Annotated in this window: 18 protein-coding genes; 11 read left to right on the top strand and 7 right to left on the bottom strand. The window is 66.3% G+C overall.

Annotated features, from left to right (window positions below; genetic code table 11):
- Positions 1-107: 107 nt before the first annotated feature.
- A complete protein-coding gene (clpA, locus tag C0V72_RS01535; RefSeq protein WP_101791452.1) occupies positions 108-2,468 on the top strand; it encodes an ATP-dependent Clp protease ATP-binding subunit ClpA in 2,361 nt (786 codons plus the stop codon).
- A gap of 195 nt (positions 2,469-2,663) precedes the next feature.
- A complete protein-coding gene (locus tag C0V72_RS01530; protein ID WP_101791451.1) occupies positions 2,664-3,671 on the top strand; it encodes a ligase-associated DNA damage response exonuclease in 1,008 nt (335 codons plus the stop codon).
- 25 nt (positions 3,672-3,696) lie between these two features.
- Here the strand turns inward: C0V72_RS01530 and C0V72_RS01525 are convergent, their stop codons facing one another.
- Complete coding sequence (locus C0V72_RS01525) at positions 3,697-4,005, bottom strand: hypothetical protein (protein WP_101791450.1); 309 nt, start codon at positions 4,003-4,005, stop codon at positions 3,697-3,699.
- 98 nt (positions 4,006-4,103) lie between these two features.
- Here C0V72_RS01525 and C0V72_RS01520 point away from each other — a divergent pair, with 98 nt between their 5' ends.
- The 4 genes from C0V72_RS01520 to C0V72_RS01505 all read left to right on the top strand — a co-directional run bounded on the left by C0V72_RS01520 (position 4,104) and on the right by C0V72_RS01505 (position 7,364).
- A complete protein-coding gene (locus C0V72_RS01520; protein WP_101791449.1) occupies positions 4,104-5,702 on the top strand; it encodes a cisplatin damage response ATP-dependent DNA ligase in 1,599 nt (532 codons plus the stop codon).
- Between the two features lie 178 nt (positions 5,703-5,880).
- Positions 5,881-6,393 (top strand): DUF1993 domain-containing protein, encoded by a 513-nt coding sequence (locus C0V72_RS01515; RefSeq protein WP_101791448.1) that lies wholly within the window; start codon positions 5,881-5,883, stop codon positions 6,391-6,393.
- A gap of 12 nt (positions 6,394-6,405) precedes the next feature.
- On the top strand, positions 6,406-7,059 hold the full coding sequence (locus C0V72_RS01510) for a YoaK family protein (RefSeq protein ID WP_101791447.1): 654 nt from the start codon (positions 6,406-6,408) through the stop codon (positions 7,057-7,059).
- 5 nt (positions 7,060-7,064) lie between these two features.
- Positions 7,065-7,364, top strand: a complete 300-nt coding sequence (locus tag C0V72_RS01505) for a (2Fe-2S) ferredoxin domain-containing protein (RefSeq protein WP_101791446.1) — start codon at positions 7,065-7,067, stop codon at positions 7,362-7,364.
- Here C0V72_RS01505 and C0V72_RS01500 read toward each other — a convergent pair.
- Genes C0V72_RS01500 through C0V72_RS01475 form a run of 6 tightly spaced genes read right to left on the bottom strand, consistent with a single transcriptional unit; the run spans position 7,361 to position 12,348 of the window.
- A complete protein-coding gene (locus tag C0V72_RS01500; RefSeq protein ID WP_101791445.1) occupies positions 7,361-7,924 on the bottom strand; it encodes a gamma carbonic anhydrase family protein in 564 nt (187 codons plus the stop codon). The genes C0V72_RS01505 and C0V72_RS01500 overlap by 4 nt on opposite strands.
- Positions 7,921-8,469 carry a GNAT family N-acetyltransferase gene (locus tag C0V72_RS01495; protein ID WP_101791444.1) on the bottom strand — a complete coding sequence of 183 codons (549 nt, stop codon included), beginning with the start codon at positions 8,467-8,469 and terminating at the stop codon, positions 7,921-7,923. Before C0V72_RS01495 ends, C0V72_RS01500 begins: the two co-directional genes overlap by 4 nt.
- Entirely contained in the window at positions 8,466-9,017 is a 552-nt protein-coding gene (locus tag C0V72_RS01490; RefSeq protein ID WP_101791443.1) for a GNAT family N-acetyltransferase, read from the bottom strand. The genes C0V72_RS01495 and C0V72_RS01490 overlap by 4 nt, the downstream gene beginning before the upstream one ends.
- Positions 9,010-9,573 carry a GNAT family N-acetyltransferase gene (locus C0V72_RS01485; protein WP_101791442.1) on the bottom strand — a complete coding sequence of 188 codons (564 nt, stop codon included), beginning with the start codon at positions 9,571-9,573 and terminating at the stop codon, positions 9,010-9,012. Before C0V72_RS01485 ends, C0V72_RS01490 begins: the two co-directional genes overlap by 8 nt.
- Positions 9,566-10,561 (bottom strand): porphobilinogen synthase, encoded by a 996-nt coding sequence (hemB, locus tag C0V72_RS01480; RefSeq protein ID WP_101791441.1) that lies wholly within the window; start codon positions 10,559-10,561, stop codon positions 9,566-9,568. Before hemB ends, C0V72_RS01485 begins: the two co-directional genes overlap by 8 nt.
- Positions 10,562-10,605: 44 nt before the next feature.
- Positions 10,606-12,348, bottom strand: a complete 1,743-nt coding sequence (locus C0V72_RS01475; protein ID WP_324761509.1) for a M23 family metallopeptidase — start codon at positions 12,346-12,348, stop codon at positions 10,606-10,608.
- A gap of 385 nt (positions 12,349-12,733) precedes the next feature.
- Between C0V72_RS01475 and C0V72_RS01470 the strand changes: the two genes are divergently transcribed.
- The 5 genes from C0V72_RS01470 (at position 12,734) to C0V72_RS01450 (ending at position 17,971) form a co-directional block, all read left to right on the top strand.
- Positions 12,734-15,412 carry a helicase-related protein gene (locus tag C0V72_RS01470; RefSeq protein WP_101791545.1) on the top strand — a complete coding sequence of 893 codons (2,679 nt, stop codon included), beginning with the start codon at positions 12,734-12,736 and terminating at the stop codon, positions 15,410-15,412.
- Positions 15,409-15,786, top strand: a complete 378-nt coding sequence (locus tag C0V72_RS01465) for a S4 domain-containing protein (RefSeq protein WP_199797762.1) — start codon at positions 15,409-15,411, stop codon at positions 15,784-15,786. Before C0V72_RS01470 ends, C0V72_RS01465 begins: the two co-directional genes overlap by 4 nt.
- A gap of 10 nt (positions 15,787-15,796) precedes the next feature.
- Positions 15,797-16,135 carry a ferredoxin FdxA gene (fdxA, locus tag C0V72_RS01460; RefSeq protein WP_101791440.1) on the top strand — a complete coding sequence of 113 codons (339 nt, stop codon included), beginning with the start codon at positions 15,797-15,799 and terminating at the stop codon, positions 16,133-16,135.
- 278 nt (positions 16,136-16,413) lie between these two features.
- Positions 16,414-16,947 (top strand): CarD family transcriptional regulator, encoded by a 534-nt coding sequence (locus C0V72_RS01455; protein ID WP_101791439.1) that lies wholly within the window; start codon positions 16,414-16,416, stop codon positions 16,945-16,947.
- Between the two features lie 178 nt (positions 16,948-17,125).
- Entirely contained in the window at positions 17,126-17,971 is an 846-nt protein-coding gene (locus tag C0V72_RS01450) for a head GIN domain-containing protein (protein ID WP_172438865.1), read from the top strand.
- Positions 17,972-18,003 lie beyond the last annotated feature (32 nt).

The raw sequence follows: 18,003 nt of genomic DNA, 5'->3' as shown, positions 1-18,003 counted from the left end.
TATCAGCTTTAGGGGATTCGCAATTCGCGCAGGCGATCCCATATTGTCGGCAAACGCCACTCTCCGCTCGCTCGCCACGAGCATCCTCCTGCTGAAAGGCCTCTCCCATGCCCAGCTTCGCCCAGAACCTCGAACGCACGCTGCACAACGCGCTCGGCAATGCTTCGGAACGTCGGCACGAATATGCCACGCTCGAACACCTGCTGCTGGCGCTGATCGATGATGAAGATGCAGCCGCCGTGATGGCCGCCTGCGGGGTGGACCTTGCCGAATTGGGCGAGGTGGTGAAGCAGTATCTCGATCAGGAATACCAGAGCCTCAAGACCGAAGACGGCGCCGATCCGCAGCCCACCGCTGGCTTCCAGCGGGTGATCCAGCGCGCGATCCTGCATGTGCAGTCGAGCGGCAAGGACACCGTTACCGGCGCCAACGTGCTGGTCGCGCTGTTTTCCGAACGCGATAGCTACGCGGTCTATTTCCTCCAGCAGCAGGACATGAGCCGGCTGGATGCGGTCAGCTTTATCAGCCACGGCATCGGCAAGGGTGGCCGCCAGATCGAGCCCAAGACCCCGCAGGGCGCAGACAAGGCGGAAGAATCCGCGCAAAGCTCGAAGGAAAACAGCGGCAACAAGAAGGAAACCGCGCTCGACCAGTTTACCGTCAACCTCAACACCAAGGCGGAAAACGGCAAGATCGACCCGCTGATCGGCCGCGGGCCGGAGGTTGACCGGACAATCCAGATCCTGTGCCGCCGTTCCAAGAACAACCCGCTCTATGTGGGCGATCCGGGCGTCGGCAAGACCGCGATTGCCGAAGGTCTGGCGCGCAAGATCGTTGAAGGCGATGTGCCCGAAGTGCTGGCCGAGGCCGTGATCTACTCGCTCGATATGGGCGCGCTGCTGGCTGGCACCCGCTATCGCGGCGATTTCGAAGAACGGCTGAAGCAGGTCGTGACCGAGCTTGAGGCGATGCCCCATGCCGTCCTGTTCATCGACGAGATCCACACCGTGATCGGTGCGGGCGCGACCAGCGGCGGGGCGATGGATGCGTCCAACCTCTTGAAGCCCGCCCTGTCGAGCGGCGCGATCCGCTGTATTGGCAGCACCACCTACAAGGAATTCCGCAACCACTTCGAAAAGGACCGCGCCCTGCTGCGCCGGTTCCAGAAGATCGACGTGAACGAGCCCACGATCGAGGACACGATCAAGATCCTGAAGGGCCTGCGTTCGGCCTTCGAGGATCACCACAAGGTGAAATACACCCCCGATGCGATCAAGACGGCAGTGGAACTCTCGGCGCGCTACATCAATGACCGCAAGCTGCCCGACAAGGCGATCGATGTGATCGACGAAGTCGGCGCGATGCAGATGCTGGTGCCGCCGAGCCGCCGCAAGAAGACCATCACCGCGCGCGAGATCGAAATGGTGATTGCGACGATGGCGCGCATCCCGCCCAAGTCCGTGTCGAAGGACGACAAGAAGGCGCTCGAAAACCTCGAACGCGATCTCAAGCACGTGGTGTTTGGTCAGGACGAGGCGATCACGCGGCTTTCCACCGCAATGAAGCTGAGCCGGGCGGGCCTGCGCGATCCGGACAAGCCGATTGGCTCGTTCCTGTTCAGCGGCCCCACCGGCGTCGGCAAGACCGAAGTGGCGCGCCAGCTGGCGAACATCATGGGGATCGAGCTCAAGCGCTTCGACATGTCCGAGTATATGGAGCGCCACTCGGTCAGCCGGTTGATCGGCGCGCCTCCGGGCTATGTCGGTTACGATCAGGGCGGTTTGCTCACCGATGCCATCGACCAGAACCCGCATTGCGTGCTGCTGCTCGACGAAATCGAGAAGGCCCACCCCGATCTGTTCAACATCCTGTTGCAGGTGATGGATAATGGCCGCCTGACCGATCACCACGGCAAGACGGTCGATTTCCGCAATGTCGTGCTGATCATGACCACCAATGCCGGCGCGTCCGACATGGCGCGCAGCGGGATCGGGTTTGGCGACGTGTCGAAGGCCGATGCCGGGACCGAGGCGGTGAACAAGATGTTCACCCCTGAATTCCGCAACCGGTTGGATGCGATCGTGCCCTTCGCCTATCTGGGCAAGAGCATCGTTGCCCGCGTGGTCGACAAGTTCATCCTCCAGCTGGAATTGCAGCTGGCCGAACAGAACGTCCACATCCAGTTCGACAGCGATGCGCGCGCGTGGCTGGGCGACAAGGGCTATGACAAGCTCTACGGCGCCCGCCCGATGAGCCGCCTGATCCAGGACAAGATCAAGCAGCCGCTCGCCGAGGAACTCTTGTTCGGCAAGCTTGCGGATGGCGGCGAGGTGCATGTCACGGTGAAGGATGGCAAGCCGAGCTTCGAGATGACGCCCGCCGCGCCGAAGGTGAAGCCGGTGAAGAAGAAGCCCGCAGCCAAGAAGGCCCCGGCGAAGAACCCGGCGCCGGAAGCCGACGAGGGCTGATTGCCGCCAGTCCCTCCCCGTCCCGGACGTGATCCGGGGCGGGGAGGTGGCACCGCGAAGCGGTGACGGAGGGGTGAATATCCCGCCTTCGCCCCCCTTACCCCTCCGTCAGCCGCCTTTGGCGTCTGCCACCTCCCCATCCCTGCGGGACAGGGAGGGACGGAACCTCGGGCACCTGAGACCAGTTCCCCTCCCATGACCGCCCCCTTTTCCTGGATCCGGCCCGAACCGTGGGGCATCCATGTCGTCCCCGCCGATGCCTGGGTCGATCCCTCGCGCCCCGTCCCGCGCGCGCTGGTGACGCATGGCCATGCGGATCACGCCCGCGGCGGGCATGGCATCACTATCGCCACCCCGGCCACGCTGGCGATCATGGAACTGCGCTACAACACCCGCGCGGGCGCCTCGCCGGTCGAATATGGCGAGACGGTCGCCATCGGCGGGGGGGTCAGTGCAACATACCTTCCTGCGGGCCACGTGCTCGGCTCGGCGCAGATCCTGCTGGAACTTGGCGGAGAGCGGGTCATCATCACCGGCGACTACAAACGCGCGCCGGATCCGACCTGCGCGCCCTTCGCCGTCACCCCCTGCGACATCTTCATCACCGAGGCGACCTTTGGCCTTCCCGTCTTCACCCACCCGCCCATAGCCGAGGAAATCGCCAAGCTGCTGGATGCCCGCACCGAGAACCCCGACGCCTGCGTGCTGGTGGGCGCCTATGCGCTGGGCAAGGCGCAGCGGGTGATCGCGGAACTGCGCGCAGCGGGCCACAGCGACACGATCTGGCTCCACGGCGCGATGGAGGCGATGTGTCGGCTCTATGAGGAACACGGCGTGATGCTGGGCGATCTGCGCCTCGTCAGCGATGCGCCATCGAAAGACGCGATGCGCGGCGCCATCATCCTCGCCCCGCCGTCAGCCTTGAACGATCGCTGGAGCCGCCGCCTGCCCGATCCCATCACCGCGATGGCGAGCGGCTGGATGCGCGTGCGCGCCCGCGCCCGCCAGCGCGGCGTCGAACTGCCGCTGGTCATTTCCGACCACGCCGACTGGAACGAGCTCACCCGCACCATTACAGAGGTGAACCCGCAAGAAACCTGGATTACCCACGGCCGCGAGGAAGCGCTGCTGCGCTGGTGCGAGCTATCCCAGCGCCGCGCCCGCGCGCTGGCGCTGGTGGGGTATGAGGACGAGGATGACTAGGCCCCTCGCCCCCGTCCCGTTCGGCTTACTTGATTGCGGTCAGATCGGCTTCGATCTTGGCCAGCATGTCATCGGTAATCATGCCTTGCGAAAAGGGTGCCAGCGCCTTGAGGCTCAGCGTCTTGAACTGTTCGAAGGCGGGGTGCTGATCGATGCCCGGCAGGTGCTTCACCAGCACCGCCTTGGCGCGTTCATCAGCAACCAGGGCTTCGATCGGAGTGTCGAGGGTGAAGGCCGCCGCCGCTGTGGCGGTGGCTGCGGTGTCTTCGGCAAGAACCGGCGTCGTCAGGGCGGCCAGCACAAGACCAAGGGCGGCAACAGGCGAGAATTTCATGCAGGCGGTTCCTTGTTGACGACGCGCACCCTTGCGGCGTCAACGCTGCGCTTTAGCCGATTCGCATGGCGCTGCAATGAACCGATGGGCCGCGCCTGATGGAGGCCTTTGCCGCCCTGCTCGACGCGCTGGTCTATACCACCAGCCGCAACCGCAAACTGGCGCTGATCGCAGCGTACCTGCGGCAAGCGCCCGATCCCGATCGCGGCTGGGCGCTGGCCGCGCTGACCGACGGGCTGGACTTTCCGGCGGTGAAGGCCTCCACCATCCGCAACCTGATGACGGAACGGGTCGATCCGCAGCTTTGGGCGCTGAGCCGCGATTTTGTCGGCGATACGGCCGAAACCGCGAGCCTCTTGTGGCCGGAGCCGGACAATCCTGCGGCGCAGGCCGATCTGTCGGTGGCCGAAGTGGTCGAGCGCCTCACCGCCCTCACCCGCACCACCGCGCCCAAGGAACTGCCGGCGCTGTTCGACCGGATGGATGCCAAGGGCCGCTATGCCCTCATCAAGCTGGCGACCGGCGGGATGCGCGTCGGCGTGTCGGCGCGGCTGGCCAAGACGGCCTTCGCGCTCGCCTTTGATGTGGCGGTGGAGGAGGTCGAGGAATATTGGCACGCGCTGACCCCGCCTTACACCGAACTGTTCGCCTGGGGCGCAGACGGCGGCGCCCCGCCTGACCTTGCCGGCGTCCCGCGGTTCCGCCCCTTCATGCTCGCGCACCCGCTGGAAGACAGCGAAGTGGACCTGAAGGACTACGCCGCCGAATGGAAGTGGGACGGGATTCGCGTGCAGCTTGTCAGGGCTGGCGGAGAAACACGGGTCTATTCGCGGTCAGGCGATGATATTTCAGCGAGCTTCCCCGAACTGCTGACCGTGCTGCCGATGGACGCGGTGCTGGATGGCGAATTGCTGGTGCGCGGCTCTGCGCAAGGGGGCGAAGCGGGCGGTGCGGCCAGTTTCAACGCGCTGCAACAGCGGCTCGGGCGCAAGACCGTGTCCGCAAAGATGCTGAAGGAGGCCCCCGCCTTCGTGCGGCTGTACGATGTGCTGCTGCTGGACGGGCAGGATTGGCGCGAGCATCCGTGGAAGTCGCGCCGCGCGACTTTGGAAGGCCTGATGCCGCGCCTGCCCGCCAGCCATTTCGACCTGTCCCAACTGGTCGAGGCCGAAGATTTCGCCGCGCTGGCCGCCATCCGTGACACCGCGCGCGACGAGGCGATCGAAGGCCTGATGCTCAAGCATCGGGAGAGCCCCTATGTCGCGGGCCGCAAGGTTGCCCTGTGGTACAAGTGGAAGCGCGATCCGCTGCTGATCGATTGCGTGGTGATGTATGCCCAGCGCGGCAGCGGCAAGCGGTCGAGCTTCCATTCGGATTTCACCTTCGGCTGCTGGGACGGCGACCCGGATGCCGGCGCCGAGCTGCTGCCCGTCGGCAAGGCCTACACCGGCTTCACCGATGCCGAGCTGAAACAGCTCGACAAGTTCGTGCGGCAGAACACGCTGAACCGCTTCGGCCCGGTGCGCGAGGTGAAGCGCGAACTGGTGTTCGAGGTGGCGTTCGACTCTGTCCACACCTCCAAACGCCACAAGAGCGGGCTCGCGATGCGCTTCCCCCGCATCCACCGCATCCGCTGGGACAAGCCCGCGCATGAGGCGGACCGGCTGGAAAGTCTTCGCGGGCTCATCAAGGACTGAACCTTTCGTCATTGCGAGGAGCCGCAGGCAACGAAGCAATCCATGTCCTGCCCTCGCACCCAACTGGGCACCCGGGTCATGGATTGCCGCGCGGCTGCGCCGCTCGCAATGACGAGGGGGAAGCGTTGATTAAGGGCTGACCGCGGCGTAACCCACCCGCACACCACGGGAGAGAACCATGTCCTACGCCACCGCCGCCCTTGCGACCTATGCCAACATCCTCGGCACGCTCGATCATCTGGTCACCAAAGCGAGCGCGCATGACAAGGGCGACGCGCTGCTTGCAACCCGGCTGGCCGAAGACATGGCCCCGCTGGCGACCCAGATCCGCTTTACCCTCGATCAGGTGGTGACCGCGCTCAAACGGCTGGGAGCGCAGGACTATGCCTTTGACGACAGCGATATCACCACCTTCGCTGACGCCCGGGCGCGGATGGCGGGCGTCAAGGACATGATCGCCGCGACCGATCCGGCCAGCTGGCCCGCCAGCGGCGACACGGTGGAATTCACTCTGCCCAACGGCATGACCTTCGCCATGCAGGCGCACGAATATTGCCGCGACTGGGCGACCCCGCAGGTCTATTTCCACCTGATGGCCGCCTATGCGATCCTGCGGGCCGAGGGGCTGGCGATCGGCAAGGCAGACTATGTCGGCTACATGATGAAATACCTCAAGCAGCCGGCCGCTTAGCCGCACAGGGCCATGCACCGCTACGACCCCGCCCGCCAACGCCTCGCGCTCGGCCTTGCCGGGCTGGCAGGGCTGGTGGATGCGACGGGGTTTGTGGTCGCGGGGGGGTACTTCACCTCCTTCATGTCGGGCAACACCACACGGATGGGGGTGGAACTGGCGGCGCGGCCCGTGCTGGCGTTCGCGCCGCTGGGGCTGATTGCCTGCTTTCTGGCAGGGGTCATCGCCGGGGCGATCATCGGACGGCGCTTTCGCGGGCAGCGCAAACGGGTGCTGCTGGGCCTTGTCGCCGCGCTGCTGGGCGCGGGCGCGGGGCTGCTGGCGGCGGGCTGGCCCGTCCCCTTCCTCGCCCTGTCAGCCGCCGCCATGGGTCTCGCCAACAATGTCTTTGCCCGCGATGGCGAGGTGACGGTGGGTGTCACCTACATGACCGGCGCGCTGGTACGGCTGGGTCAGGGCATCGCCGCGCGATTGGCGGGGGAACATCTGGTGTCGGCCCGCGGTTATGGCCTGCTCTGGAGCGCGCTGGCCCTTGGTGCGGCGGCAGGCGGCAGCTTGTCCCTGCTGTCCCCCCTATGGGCTGCCGGGGCGGCCTTTGGCGCCGCGCTGATCGTGTGGGGATTTGCGCTCCGGATCGAAGTGTCGCCCAGACCGCTGAAAGATTGACCCTGATGAAAACCACAATCCGCAGCCATTGGTCTCATGCCGTGCTGGTGTGCGCGAAATGCTCGAAAAAGCTGGAGAAGAAGGGCCGCGGGTTCGGGCCGGATGGCAAGCGGCTGGCCGCCGCGCTGAAACGCGAACTGGGCGCGGGCAAGGGCCGCAAGGCGCAGGTCGGCGTGATCGAAGTGCCCTGCCTCGACATCTGCCCGAAGGGCGGTGTGGTGGTGATCGACAGCCGCCACCCTCAGGATTGGCGGATCATCACGCCGGATGCTGATTTTGCGGCCGAGGCTGATTTGCTGCGTTAAAGCGCCGCTGCCACGGCTGCCGCGTGGGCCTTGGCGTTTTCGGCATAGTGCATCACGCCCACCCGCATCCCGGCAATCGCAGCGTCGGTCAGGTCTTTCAGCTTGGTCGCCGGACGCCCGGCCCATAGCTCGCGCTCACCCATGACCTTGCGCTCGGTCAGCATGGCGCCCGCTGCCAGCATCGCGTCACTGCCGACCACCGCCTTGTTCATCACGATCGCGCCCAAGCCCACAAAGCCGCGGTCGTGGATCGTGCAGCCGTGGACCATCGCCATGTGGCCGATCAGCACATCATCGCCGATCACCAGCGGGCAGCCATCGGGATCGCCGGGGCGCGGCGGATCGCAGTGGAGGATGCTGCCGTCCTGCACATTGGTGCGTTCCCCGATGCGGATGCTGAACACGTCGGCCCGCAGCACGCAATTGTACCAGATCGAGCTGCCCGCGCCGATCACCACATCCCCGATGATCGTGCAGCCCGGCGCGATAAAGGCGGTATCGTGGATTTGCGGCACCTTGCCGTGGATGGGGATGATGTTGACGCCGGGGCGTTGAGTCATTGTGAGGCCTCCCATGTGTTGCGGGTGATTGCATATTGGATCTGCGTCACGCCCGCTGCCGGATCGGCAAAATCAAGGTCTTCGCGGCGGCTCATGCCAAGCTTTTCCATCAGCCGCCAGCTGCCGATATTGGCCGCGACGGTGATGGCCACGATCTGCGGCGCAGCATGGACGGCAAAGCCCCAATCGACCACCGCCCGCATCGCTTCAAAAGCATAGCCTTGCCGCCAGCGATCCTCGCGCACCACCCAGCCGATCTCGAAGTCGTGGGGATTGGGCGCGAGCGGGTGGGCGACCCGGCGCAGCCCGCAATGGGCGACGATAGCGCCGCTCTCGCGCTCCTCGGCCAGCATGAAGCCGAAGCCGTGCGCGGCAAAGCTGGCGCGCGACGCGGCGTGTTTGCCTGCGATCACCGCGCGCGGTTGCACACCGCCCAGATGCTGCATCACCGCCGGGGTGTTGAGCAGGGCCATGTGCGCATCGAGATCGCCTTCGCCGATCTGGCGCAGCACCAGCCGAGGGGTCGTCAGCACGGCGGCGGTCATGCCGCCTGCCAGCTTTCCCGCAGGATCGCATAGGCGATGATGCGCGGGTTTTCGGGGTCAAAATCCGCGCTGTCGAAATCGAGGTCTTCGCGCCGCTGCATCCCCAGCCTGCGCATCGGGCCCCAGCTGCTGGCGTTGCCCTGAACCGTCAGCGCAATCACCTCTTCCGCGCCGAAATGACCGAACGCCAGATCCAGCGAAGCCGTGGCGGCTTCCCGCGCATAGCCGTGCCCCCAGGCATCTTCGCGCAGACGCCAGCCGACCTCCATCATCCCCTGCGGCCCGCCGGCCTGGTTCGATCGCTTCAGCCCGCAAAAGCCGAGCAGCGCGCCGTCCGATTGGCGCTCGACCACCCAGAAGGTGTGGCCGTGATCGCGCCGGTAACCCTCGATCCGCGCCTCGCCTGCCGCCCGCCCGGTAGCGTCCTGCACCCCGCCCAGCCAGCGCATGACAGCGGGCGTGTTGGTCACGCGCCAGAACTCCGGCCAATCTTCCGCGCGCCAATCGCGCAAGGTCAGGCGGCTGGTGTCGTGGCGGAAGTCAGCCATTGGGAGCATCCAGCGACCACACGGTGGTGGGATTGTCGGCGGGCGGATAGTCGGGATCGACGTAATCAAGCTCAGCCCGGCGGCTAAAGCCGAGGCGCTGCATCATCCGGGTGGAAGCCGCGTTGGAATCGCTGGTCTGGGAATAGAGCATCGGCAGGCCGAGCGTGCCGAATGCATAATCCAGCACTGCCCGCGCGGCCTCGGTCGCATAGCCTTTGCCCCAATGACCCGCCGCAAAGGTCCAGCCGATCTCGCGCTGGCCTTGCAGCACGGGCGGGGCAGCGGCAGCGCGCAGGTGGAACAGGCCCACGCGGCCTATCCGTTCCGCGGCCTGGGTGTCGCCGTCACGCAGCCACACCGTCCAGCGCTGGTGCCCGCCATTATGGAAGGCGGCGATATCGTCAGCGAGGCTTTCGGCCACGGCGTCGGGCGCGCGCACCCCGGCGAGGTGGCGCATCACGGCCTCGGTGTTCATTTCCGCGAGCACCCACGCAAGGTCCTCCCCGGCAGGCGGACGCAAGATCAGCCGCGCCGTCGCAAGCGTGCCGTCAGCCATTCAGCAGACGGGCGACATGCGCGGCGTGGTAGGTCAGCACCCCGCTGCATCCGGCGCGTTTGAAGGCGATCAGCTTTTCGAGCACCAGCGCGTCACGATCCCCGATGCCGGCGGCCTGCGCGGCCTCGATCATCGCGTATTCGCCGCTCACCTGATAGGCGAACACCGGCACGTCGAAGCGCTGGCGCACCCGGTAGATGATGTCGAGATAGGCGAGGCCGGGCTTCACCATCACAGAGTCGGCGCCCTCGGCAATGTCCATCGCCACTTCGCGCATGGCCTCGTCAGCGTTGGCGGGGTCCATCTGGTAGCCCTTCTTGTCGCCTTTCAGCAGGCCGCCGGAACCCACCGCATCGCGGAACGGGCCGTAGAAGGCGCTCGCATACTTCGCCGCGTAGGACATGATCTGCACGTTGTGGTGCCCGTTCATCTCCAGCGCGCGGCGGATCGCGCCGATGCGGCCGTCCATCATGTCGGATGGCGCGATGATGTCCGCGCCCGCATTGGCCTGATTGACCGCCTGATCGACCAGCATCGCCACGGTGTCATCATTAAGGACATAGCCCGCGTCATTCACCAGCCCGTCCTGCCCGTGCGAGGTATAGGGGTCGAGCGCCACGTCGGTCAGCACGCCGATGCTGTTGCCGCAGGCATCCTTGATCGCCTTGATCGCCTGGCACATCAGGTTGTCGGGATTATGCGCCTCGGCTCCGTCATCGCTGCGCAATTCGTGGGGCGTGTTGGGGAACAGCGCGATCACCGGAATGCCGAGGTCCGCTGCTTCCCTGGCGCGGGCCACGATCCCGTCGACCGACCAGCGCGACACGCCGGGCAGGGTTGCGATGGGTTCCTCCACACCCTTGCCCGAAGTCACGAACAGCGGCCAGATCAGGTCGGCGGGGGTCAGCACGGTTTCGCGGTGAAGCGCGCGGCTCCAGCCGGTGGCACGGGTGCGGCGCAGGCGGGTGTTGGGGAAATGTCCGGTCATGCCCGCGGGCTTACGCCCAATCCGCGGCTGCCGACAAGTCCCCGTTAGAGCGTTGCGCCCGGCCGGCGCAGGCTGGCCGTATCGATCTTTTCGATCTCGCGATTGGGCTCCTTGACCTCGCCCGGCGCCGGCGCAAGCTCCTTCAAGGCAGCGCCAACCTCGATCTCCTTGAGCCTGAGCAACTGGCGGCGGAAATCGATCAGCTCGCTGCCCGACAACAGCGCGCGGCTGACAAAGGCGACGCTGGCCGGGTTGATCGCCCGTCCGCCGCGATACATTTCGTAATGGAGATGCGGCCCGGTCGACAGGCCGGTGGATCCGACATAGCCGATCACCTGCCCGCGCCGCACCGACATGCCCGCCCGCACCGCCATCTGGCTCATGTGGCAATAGCGCGTCGAAAGCCCGCCGCCATGCTCCAGCCGCACCGCGATGCCGCAGCCGCCTGATCGGCCCGCCGCGCTCACCCGGCCATCGCTGACCGCGACGATCGGCGTGCCATAGCTGGCCTTGAAGTCCATCCCGGCATGCATCCGCATATAGCCGAGGATCGGATGGCGGCGCATGCCGAAGTTCGATGTGATCGCCCCCGGCACCGGCGCCAGCAGCCCGCGGCGCTGCTCGCCGACGCCCGATGCCTCGTAAAACCGTCCCTCGCCGCCCCAGCGCATCAGCTGCGTTGTCGACAGCCCGCCGCGGTCAATCCCGGCATAGAGCAATTGCCCGGCCTGCCGCTCGCCCGTCGCCGCGCGGCGGTAAGCGATGATGATGTCGAATTCGTCCGACGCGCGCACTTCGCGCTCCATGTCGATCTGCGCGTCGAGCGTTTTGAGATATTCCTGTACCGCGCTCGCCGGAACGCCCGCCTGCCGCATCGAACGGTAGAGGCTGCTACCCACCGGCCCGCGCACCCGCAGCGGGGTTTCATCCACGCGGATGATGTTGCGCTTCAACGCCAGCGGGCCGGACGGGGCGACCGGCGTGCCGTCTGCCGTCACCACGCCCACACCGGGGCGGATCAGCTCAAGTTCCAGATCGAACCGTGCACGAAACGCCAGGCTGTCGAGCGGGCGGGGCTCGCCGGGGGCCGGGCGGCGGCCCAGCAGCACATCCATCTGCGTGCCCGGCGCAATATCGCCCACGGCAACCGCCTGGCCAACCAGCGCGGACGCCCGCTCGATATCGCCCTGCGCCACCCCGGCGCGGCGCAGCATCGAGGCAAAACTGTCGCCGGGCGCCAGCGTGACCACCATCGCGATTTGCGGCCGTTCGGGCGCGCTCTTCAAGGGGATGACCGCAGCGGTGGGCCCCATGCGGCGGCCGCTATCCGCGCCCAGCGCCAGCGGCAGGATCATCTGGCTGCGCAGCTCGCCCTGCACGTCATCGCTCTGCGGCATGGCCGGGCGCGCTTCGAGCGGGGTGAGATCGGGCCAGAACGCCAGCGCCACAAAGCCCAGCCCCACCATCGTGCCCAGCCCGCGCAGCCAGCGGCGGCTGCCGATATCCTCGGCCAGATCAGGGGCAAGATCGATCCGGTCAAACCAGCGCGAGGCGTCAAGACGCCATGCCTCATACCGATGGGCCCACACGCCCAGCTTGGCGGTCAGCGCACGGCGGGCCTGCTGCACGCGGGTCTGCGGCGCCAGCTTGCGGGAATTGCGAAGGTAAGGGACCAGTTCGCGCGCGGTTTCCGGGTCGATGCGTTCGGGGATGATCGCGAGCGCGCGGCCTTCGGACGGCGGATCGCCCGCGAACGACAGGTCGTCCGGATCACCTCCGCCGGTCACTTTGCGCGCGTTTTCCAACATCCATGCCCCGAAAGCGGTGCCAAGCGAGGCCATTGTGGCCCGACCTACGGACCAACCCCCGGGCGCTGCCTTGTCGCATTTTCCTGCCAGAACAAAGTAAATCCCGCGTTAACCAGCGACCAGCCGCATCGCGCGTGCGATAAGGTGTTGTGCGTAGGTGCGGGCCGGCGATGCGCTGGCCCTTGCCCCGGCTGGCCAAGCCTGACAGAACCGTTCCATCGTGCCAGCCCCCCCGCCTGTCCGTCCTGCCGCCCCGCGCGGAAACTTCGCCCGCGGAGCCAGCCGGGACGCCAGCGCGGATGAACGCGTGCGCGCCGTGCTCGGGCCGACCAACACGGGCAAAACCCACCTCGCCATTGAACGGATGTGCGGCCATTCCAGCGGCATGATGGGCTTCCCGCTGCGGCTGCTGGCGCGCGAGGTCTATGACCGGGTGCGCGCGATCAAGGGCGATAAACAGGTGGCCCTCATCACCGGCGAAGAACGGATCGAGCCGCCGGACGCGCGCTATTTCCTCTGCACTGCCGAAGCCATGCCGCGCAGCACCGGCGATGTTGCCTTTGTCGCGTTGGACGAGGCGCAACTGGGCGCAGACCCGGAACGCGGGCATATCTTCACGGACCGCCTGCTGCATGCGCGGGGCCGGGAGGAGACGATGATCCTCGGCAGCGCCACGCTGGAACCAATGATCAAGGCGCTGATCCCGCGGGCGGAAATCACCAGCCGTCCGCGCTTTTCCACCCTGTCCCACGCGGGGGTGTGCAAGCTGTCGCGCCTGCCCAAACGCTCTGCCGTGGTCGCCTTCAGCGTCGAACAGGTCTACGCCATGGCCGAGGCGCTGCGGCGCTTTCGCGGCGGGGCGGCGGTGGTGATGGGGGCGCTCTCGCCCGAAACCCGCAACAAGCAGGTCGCCATGTTCCAATCGGGCGAGGTCGATTACATCGTCGCCACCGACGCCATCGGCATGGGACTGAACCTCGATCTCGATCATGTCGCTTTTGCCGCGCTCAGCAAGTTTGACGGGCGCCGCAAGCGCAGGCTCACCCCTTCGGAAATGGCGCAGATTGCGGGGCGCGCAGGGCGGCATCAGCGTGATGGCACCTTCGGGACGCTGTCGGGCACCGGCAAGGGTCACGGAGAGCCGCTCGCCTTCACCGATGAAGAAGTCTACGCGATCGAGGAACACAAGTTCGCCCCGCTGACCCACCTGTTCTGGCGCGATGCCGATCCCCGGTTTGACAGTCTGCCTGCGCTGATCGCCGATCTGGAAGCCCGGCCTGCCCAAGCCGTGCTGCGCGCTGCGCCCGAAGCCATCGACATGGCGGTACTGCGGCGGCTGGCCGAGGCTGATACGGGCCGCTCGGTGCGCGGGGCCGGATCGGTCCGGCGGTTCTGGGAGGCGTGTTCGCTGCCCGATTTCCGCAATCTCGGGGTGGAACAGCACGCGCGGTTTGTGGCGCGGCTGTGGGATGACTTGCGCGGCGGATACATCGGCGCGGATTTCGTCGCCGCCCGCATCGCCGAGCTTGACCGGATGCAGGGCGACATCGACACGCTGCAAGGCCGGATTGCGGCGATTCGCAGCTGGGCCTATATCTGCCAGCGACCCGATTGGGTGCTGGCGCGTGACGAAATGGCTGCGCGGGCGCGCGCGGTCGAGGCGAAGCTTTCGGATGCGCTGCATGCGCGGCTGACCGAAAGATTCGTGAACCGAAGGACGACACTTTTGATGAAATCGCTGGGGCAGGATGCAAGCGCGCTGCCCGTCACCCTGGAACCCGATGGCCACCTGACCGTGGAAGGGCTGAGCATCGGGCGGCTGGAAGGCTTCCGTTTCCATGTCGATCCGTCAGCCGGCGTCGCTGATCGGCGGATGCTGCTGGCGGCGGGCGAAAAGGCGCTGCCCGCGCTGCTCGCCAACCGCGCCGAATGGTTGCTGACGCAGGGCCTTGGCGAACTCGAGATTTCCGGCGGTGCCATCCGCTGGCAGGGACAGGGCGCGGGCCGGGCCCTGGCCGACATCACCTTCCCCGGCCACCCCTTCGGCGCGCCGCGCCTTGCCCTGACGCGCGATCTGGCGCTGCTGCCCGATACCGCCAAAGCGCGGCTGGAAGCCGGGCTGGCCGCATGGCTCGACAAGCAGCTCGAACCGCTCGAACCCTTGCGCAAGCTGGCAGAGGCTGCGCGCGATCCCGAAGCCGGGTCACAGGCGCGCGCGCTGGTCATCACGCTGATCGAAGCGCGCGGCGTCATCAGCCGCGAGGAAGCTGGGCTGGAGAATCTGCCCAAGGACATGCGCCCCTACCTGCGAAAACTGGGCGTCACCTTCGGCGCGCTCGACATTTTTGCAGCGCCGCTGCTGAAGCCCGCACCGCGCCGCCTGCTGCATGCGCTGGGGCTGGATCTGCGTCCGCTGAATGACGCGATGCTGCCGGTGCTGGCCGAAGGAAGCTGGGCCAAGGGGCGCTTGCCCGCCGGATACCGCTATGCCGGAAGCCAGGCGATCCGGGTCGATCTGGCCGAAAAGATCCTGCGCGCGGCCTTTGATGCGCGCGCGGCAGTGACGGCGGCCAAACCGAAGGAGCGCAATCTGGCCTTCCGGCTTGATCTGGCGCTGGCCGTGTCGGTGGGGCTGGAGGATGGCAATGCCCGCCGCCTGCTCGGCAGTGCCGGTTTCCGCTGCGACCGCGCCCGCCCCTTGCCCGAAGGCGCCCAAGGCGCGCCCGCGCCCGATCGCTGGCACTGGCGCCCGCGCCGTCCGGGCGAAGGCGATGGCCAGCGCAGCGAACGGCGTCCCGATAACCGAGAACGCACGCAGGCGCGCGGCAACCCCCGGCAGGCCAAGGATGGTCGTACGAAGGATGGGCAGGCCAAGGACGGGCAGGCCAATCGCAAGCCCGAGCGTGATGGCAGCCAGCCTCCGCGTGACGGCGCCCAGCGTCGTTCCAGACCGGCGCAGGCTGCTGCCAGACCCCCGGTTGACACCGGCCCGGCCCGTGCTGGCGGTGCCTTCGACAAGCTGGCGGACCTGCTCAAGGGATGAAGCCAGAGGCGGCGGAGAACGGAGCGGCGGCGTCGATTCGAATCGACCGCCTGCTGGTCTACCTCCGCCTCGCCCGCACCCGCTCCGCCGCGCTGGCCCTGATCGAAACCCATGCTTTGCGCTGCAACAGAAAGCATGTGCTGCGCGGCGCCCATCAGGTGCGTATCGGTGATGTGCTGACATTGGCCACAGGCGCAAATGTGCGGGTGATCCAACTCACCGCCCTGCCCGACCGGCGCGGCCCGCCAGCCTTGGCGGCTTCCTATTATCGGGAGGTTGATTCTGAGGGGCTTGACCGTAAGGAGCAAATGACCATAGCAGCGTCGCCTCTCGCTCCGGGCACTCCGCCCGCCGATCTCGAAGACCGCTTTTGAAAGAGCCGCAATGACTTACGTCGTCACCGAAGACTGCATCAAGTGCAAGTACACCGATTGCGTGGAAGTGTGCCCGGTCGACTGCTTCTATGAAGGCGAAAACATGCTGGTCATCAATCCCAGCGAATGCATCGATTGCGGCGTGTGCGAACCGGAATGCCCGGCCGAGGCGATTCTGCCCGATACCGAAGATGGCCTCGAAAAGTGGCTGGAGCTGAACACCCAGTATTCGGCGCAGTGGCCCAACATCACCAGCCAGAAGGCCCCGCCGGAAGATGCCGACGCGCACAAGGGCGAAAAGGGCAAGTTCGAGAAGTATTTCAGCGCCGAGCCGGGCGACGGGGACTGATTTCCCGCCCTTTTCCTTCCTAGCTGCACAGATTGGCAGACCAGCGTAAACCGCGACTCGCAATTTTGTTGCAGGCGTGCTATATAATCACGTGACCGCGCAGGGCACCGCCCGCGCAGGCGTGATAACCAGGAAGGCTCGACACCAGCAACCCCCCAACCGGATGATTGCCACCCGGCGCTCGCTTTGTCTGAGGCCCTCTTCAGTCAAGCCTTTCGCGCCGCCGGGATGATTGTCCGCTCTCTTGTTGCCAGGACGGCCGATTGAAAGGAACTTGCATGGCAAGCACCGCGAACGCATTCACCGTCGGCGATTATGTTGTCTACCCCAAGCACGGCGTTGGCCGGGTGATCGAGCTTCAGCGCGAAGAAATCGCCGGAATGCAGCTCGAACTCTACGTCCTGCGGTTCGAGAAAGAGCGCATGACCCTGCGGGTGCCGACCAACAAGGTTGAAGCGATCGGGATGCGCAAGCTGTCGTCTGACAAGACGCTCAAGCAGGCGATGGAAACCCTGAAGGGCAAGCCCAAGGTCAAGCGCACCATGTGGTCGCGCCGCGCGCAGGAATATGAAGCGAAGATCAACTCGGGCGACCTTGTGTCGATCGCCGAAGTGACCCGCGATCTGTTCCGCCCCGAAGACCAGCCCGAGCAAAGCTATTCGGAACGCCAGATCTTTGAAGCCGCCTCCAGCCGCCTCGCCCGCGAACTGGCAGCGATGGAAGAAACGGACGAGCCGACCGCGCTGAACAAGATCCTCAACGTGCTGCGCGAACACGCGCCGCAATATTACGATTCGGCCGAAGAAGCCTGACAGACGGCCTGATCGGCCCATGACCATCAAGGGCTGCCCTGCGGGGCGGCCCTTTTTGTTTGGCCTGCAACCCATAGCCGGCGCAACCCACAGCCCAGTATGCCGCGCCCGCTTGTCGCGCAGAGCTTGGTGTATTATACAAGCAATACGCTACGGGCTGACGGGAGAGAACCACGCCATGATCCACCTTTGCCGCAATCGCCTCGCACCGCTCGGGCTGTTGGCGCTCCTCAGTGCCGGGCTGGCGGGGTGCGAAGGCGCGAATATGGAAATCAACGGTCAGGAAGGCGTCCCGCTCGCCGATATCGAACTGGCCGGCGCTCCGCCCAGCGAAGTGGTGTTGTCGTCCGGCGATACGGTCATCGTGACCGACGGATCGACCTTCACCATCACCGCCGAAGGGCCGGACGCCGATACGCTGCGTTTTGTGCGCGATGGCGAGGTGATCGGTGTGACCCGGCCCAACGGGTGGGACGGCGATAGCAACGCAACGGTCCGCATCACCATGCCCCCGCCCAAACAGCTGGTGATCGGCGGCGGCGGGACGATCAAGGCGCAGTCCCTCGCCAGCGCATCGGAAATCACTATCGGCGGGGCGGGCACTGTCGAATTCGGACAGATCGCGGCGGAAAAGCTCGGCATCAATATCGGCGGCAGCGGCACGGTGCGCGGTGCGGGGACCGTCAGGTCGCTTGAAGTGCTGATCGGCGGCAGCGGCGATGTGGAACTGGCCGGGCTGAAGGCGGATGCCGCCGAGGTTTCGATCGGCGGCAGCGGCGATGTCGCCTTCGCGTCGGACGGCACGGTGGAAGCCAATATCGGCGGAGCGGGCGATGTGAATGTGGCCGGCAATGCCAAGTGCACGATTAACGCCTTTGGCTCGGGCACGCTGACCTGCACACCGACCGCGAGCGGCGGCGGCGCCAGCGCGGCAATCCCGGCCACAGAGCCGATCAAAGCGCCCGCCGCGCCAAAGGCACCCGCCGCGCCAAAGGCGCCGGTCCCGGCAAAGCCCGCAGAATAGCATTTGCCTTATGGCAAGCGCCGCGCGACATA

This window comes from Porphyrobacter sp. TH134, assembly GCF_002855495.1.
Taxonomy (GTDB): domain Bacteria; phylum Pseudomonadota; class Alphaproteobacteria; order Sphingomonadales; family Sphingomonadaceae; genus Erythrobacter.
Note: the sequence above shows the minus strand (reverse complement) of the source record. Positions and strands in the feature narration are given on the sequence as shown.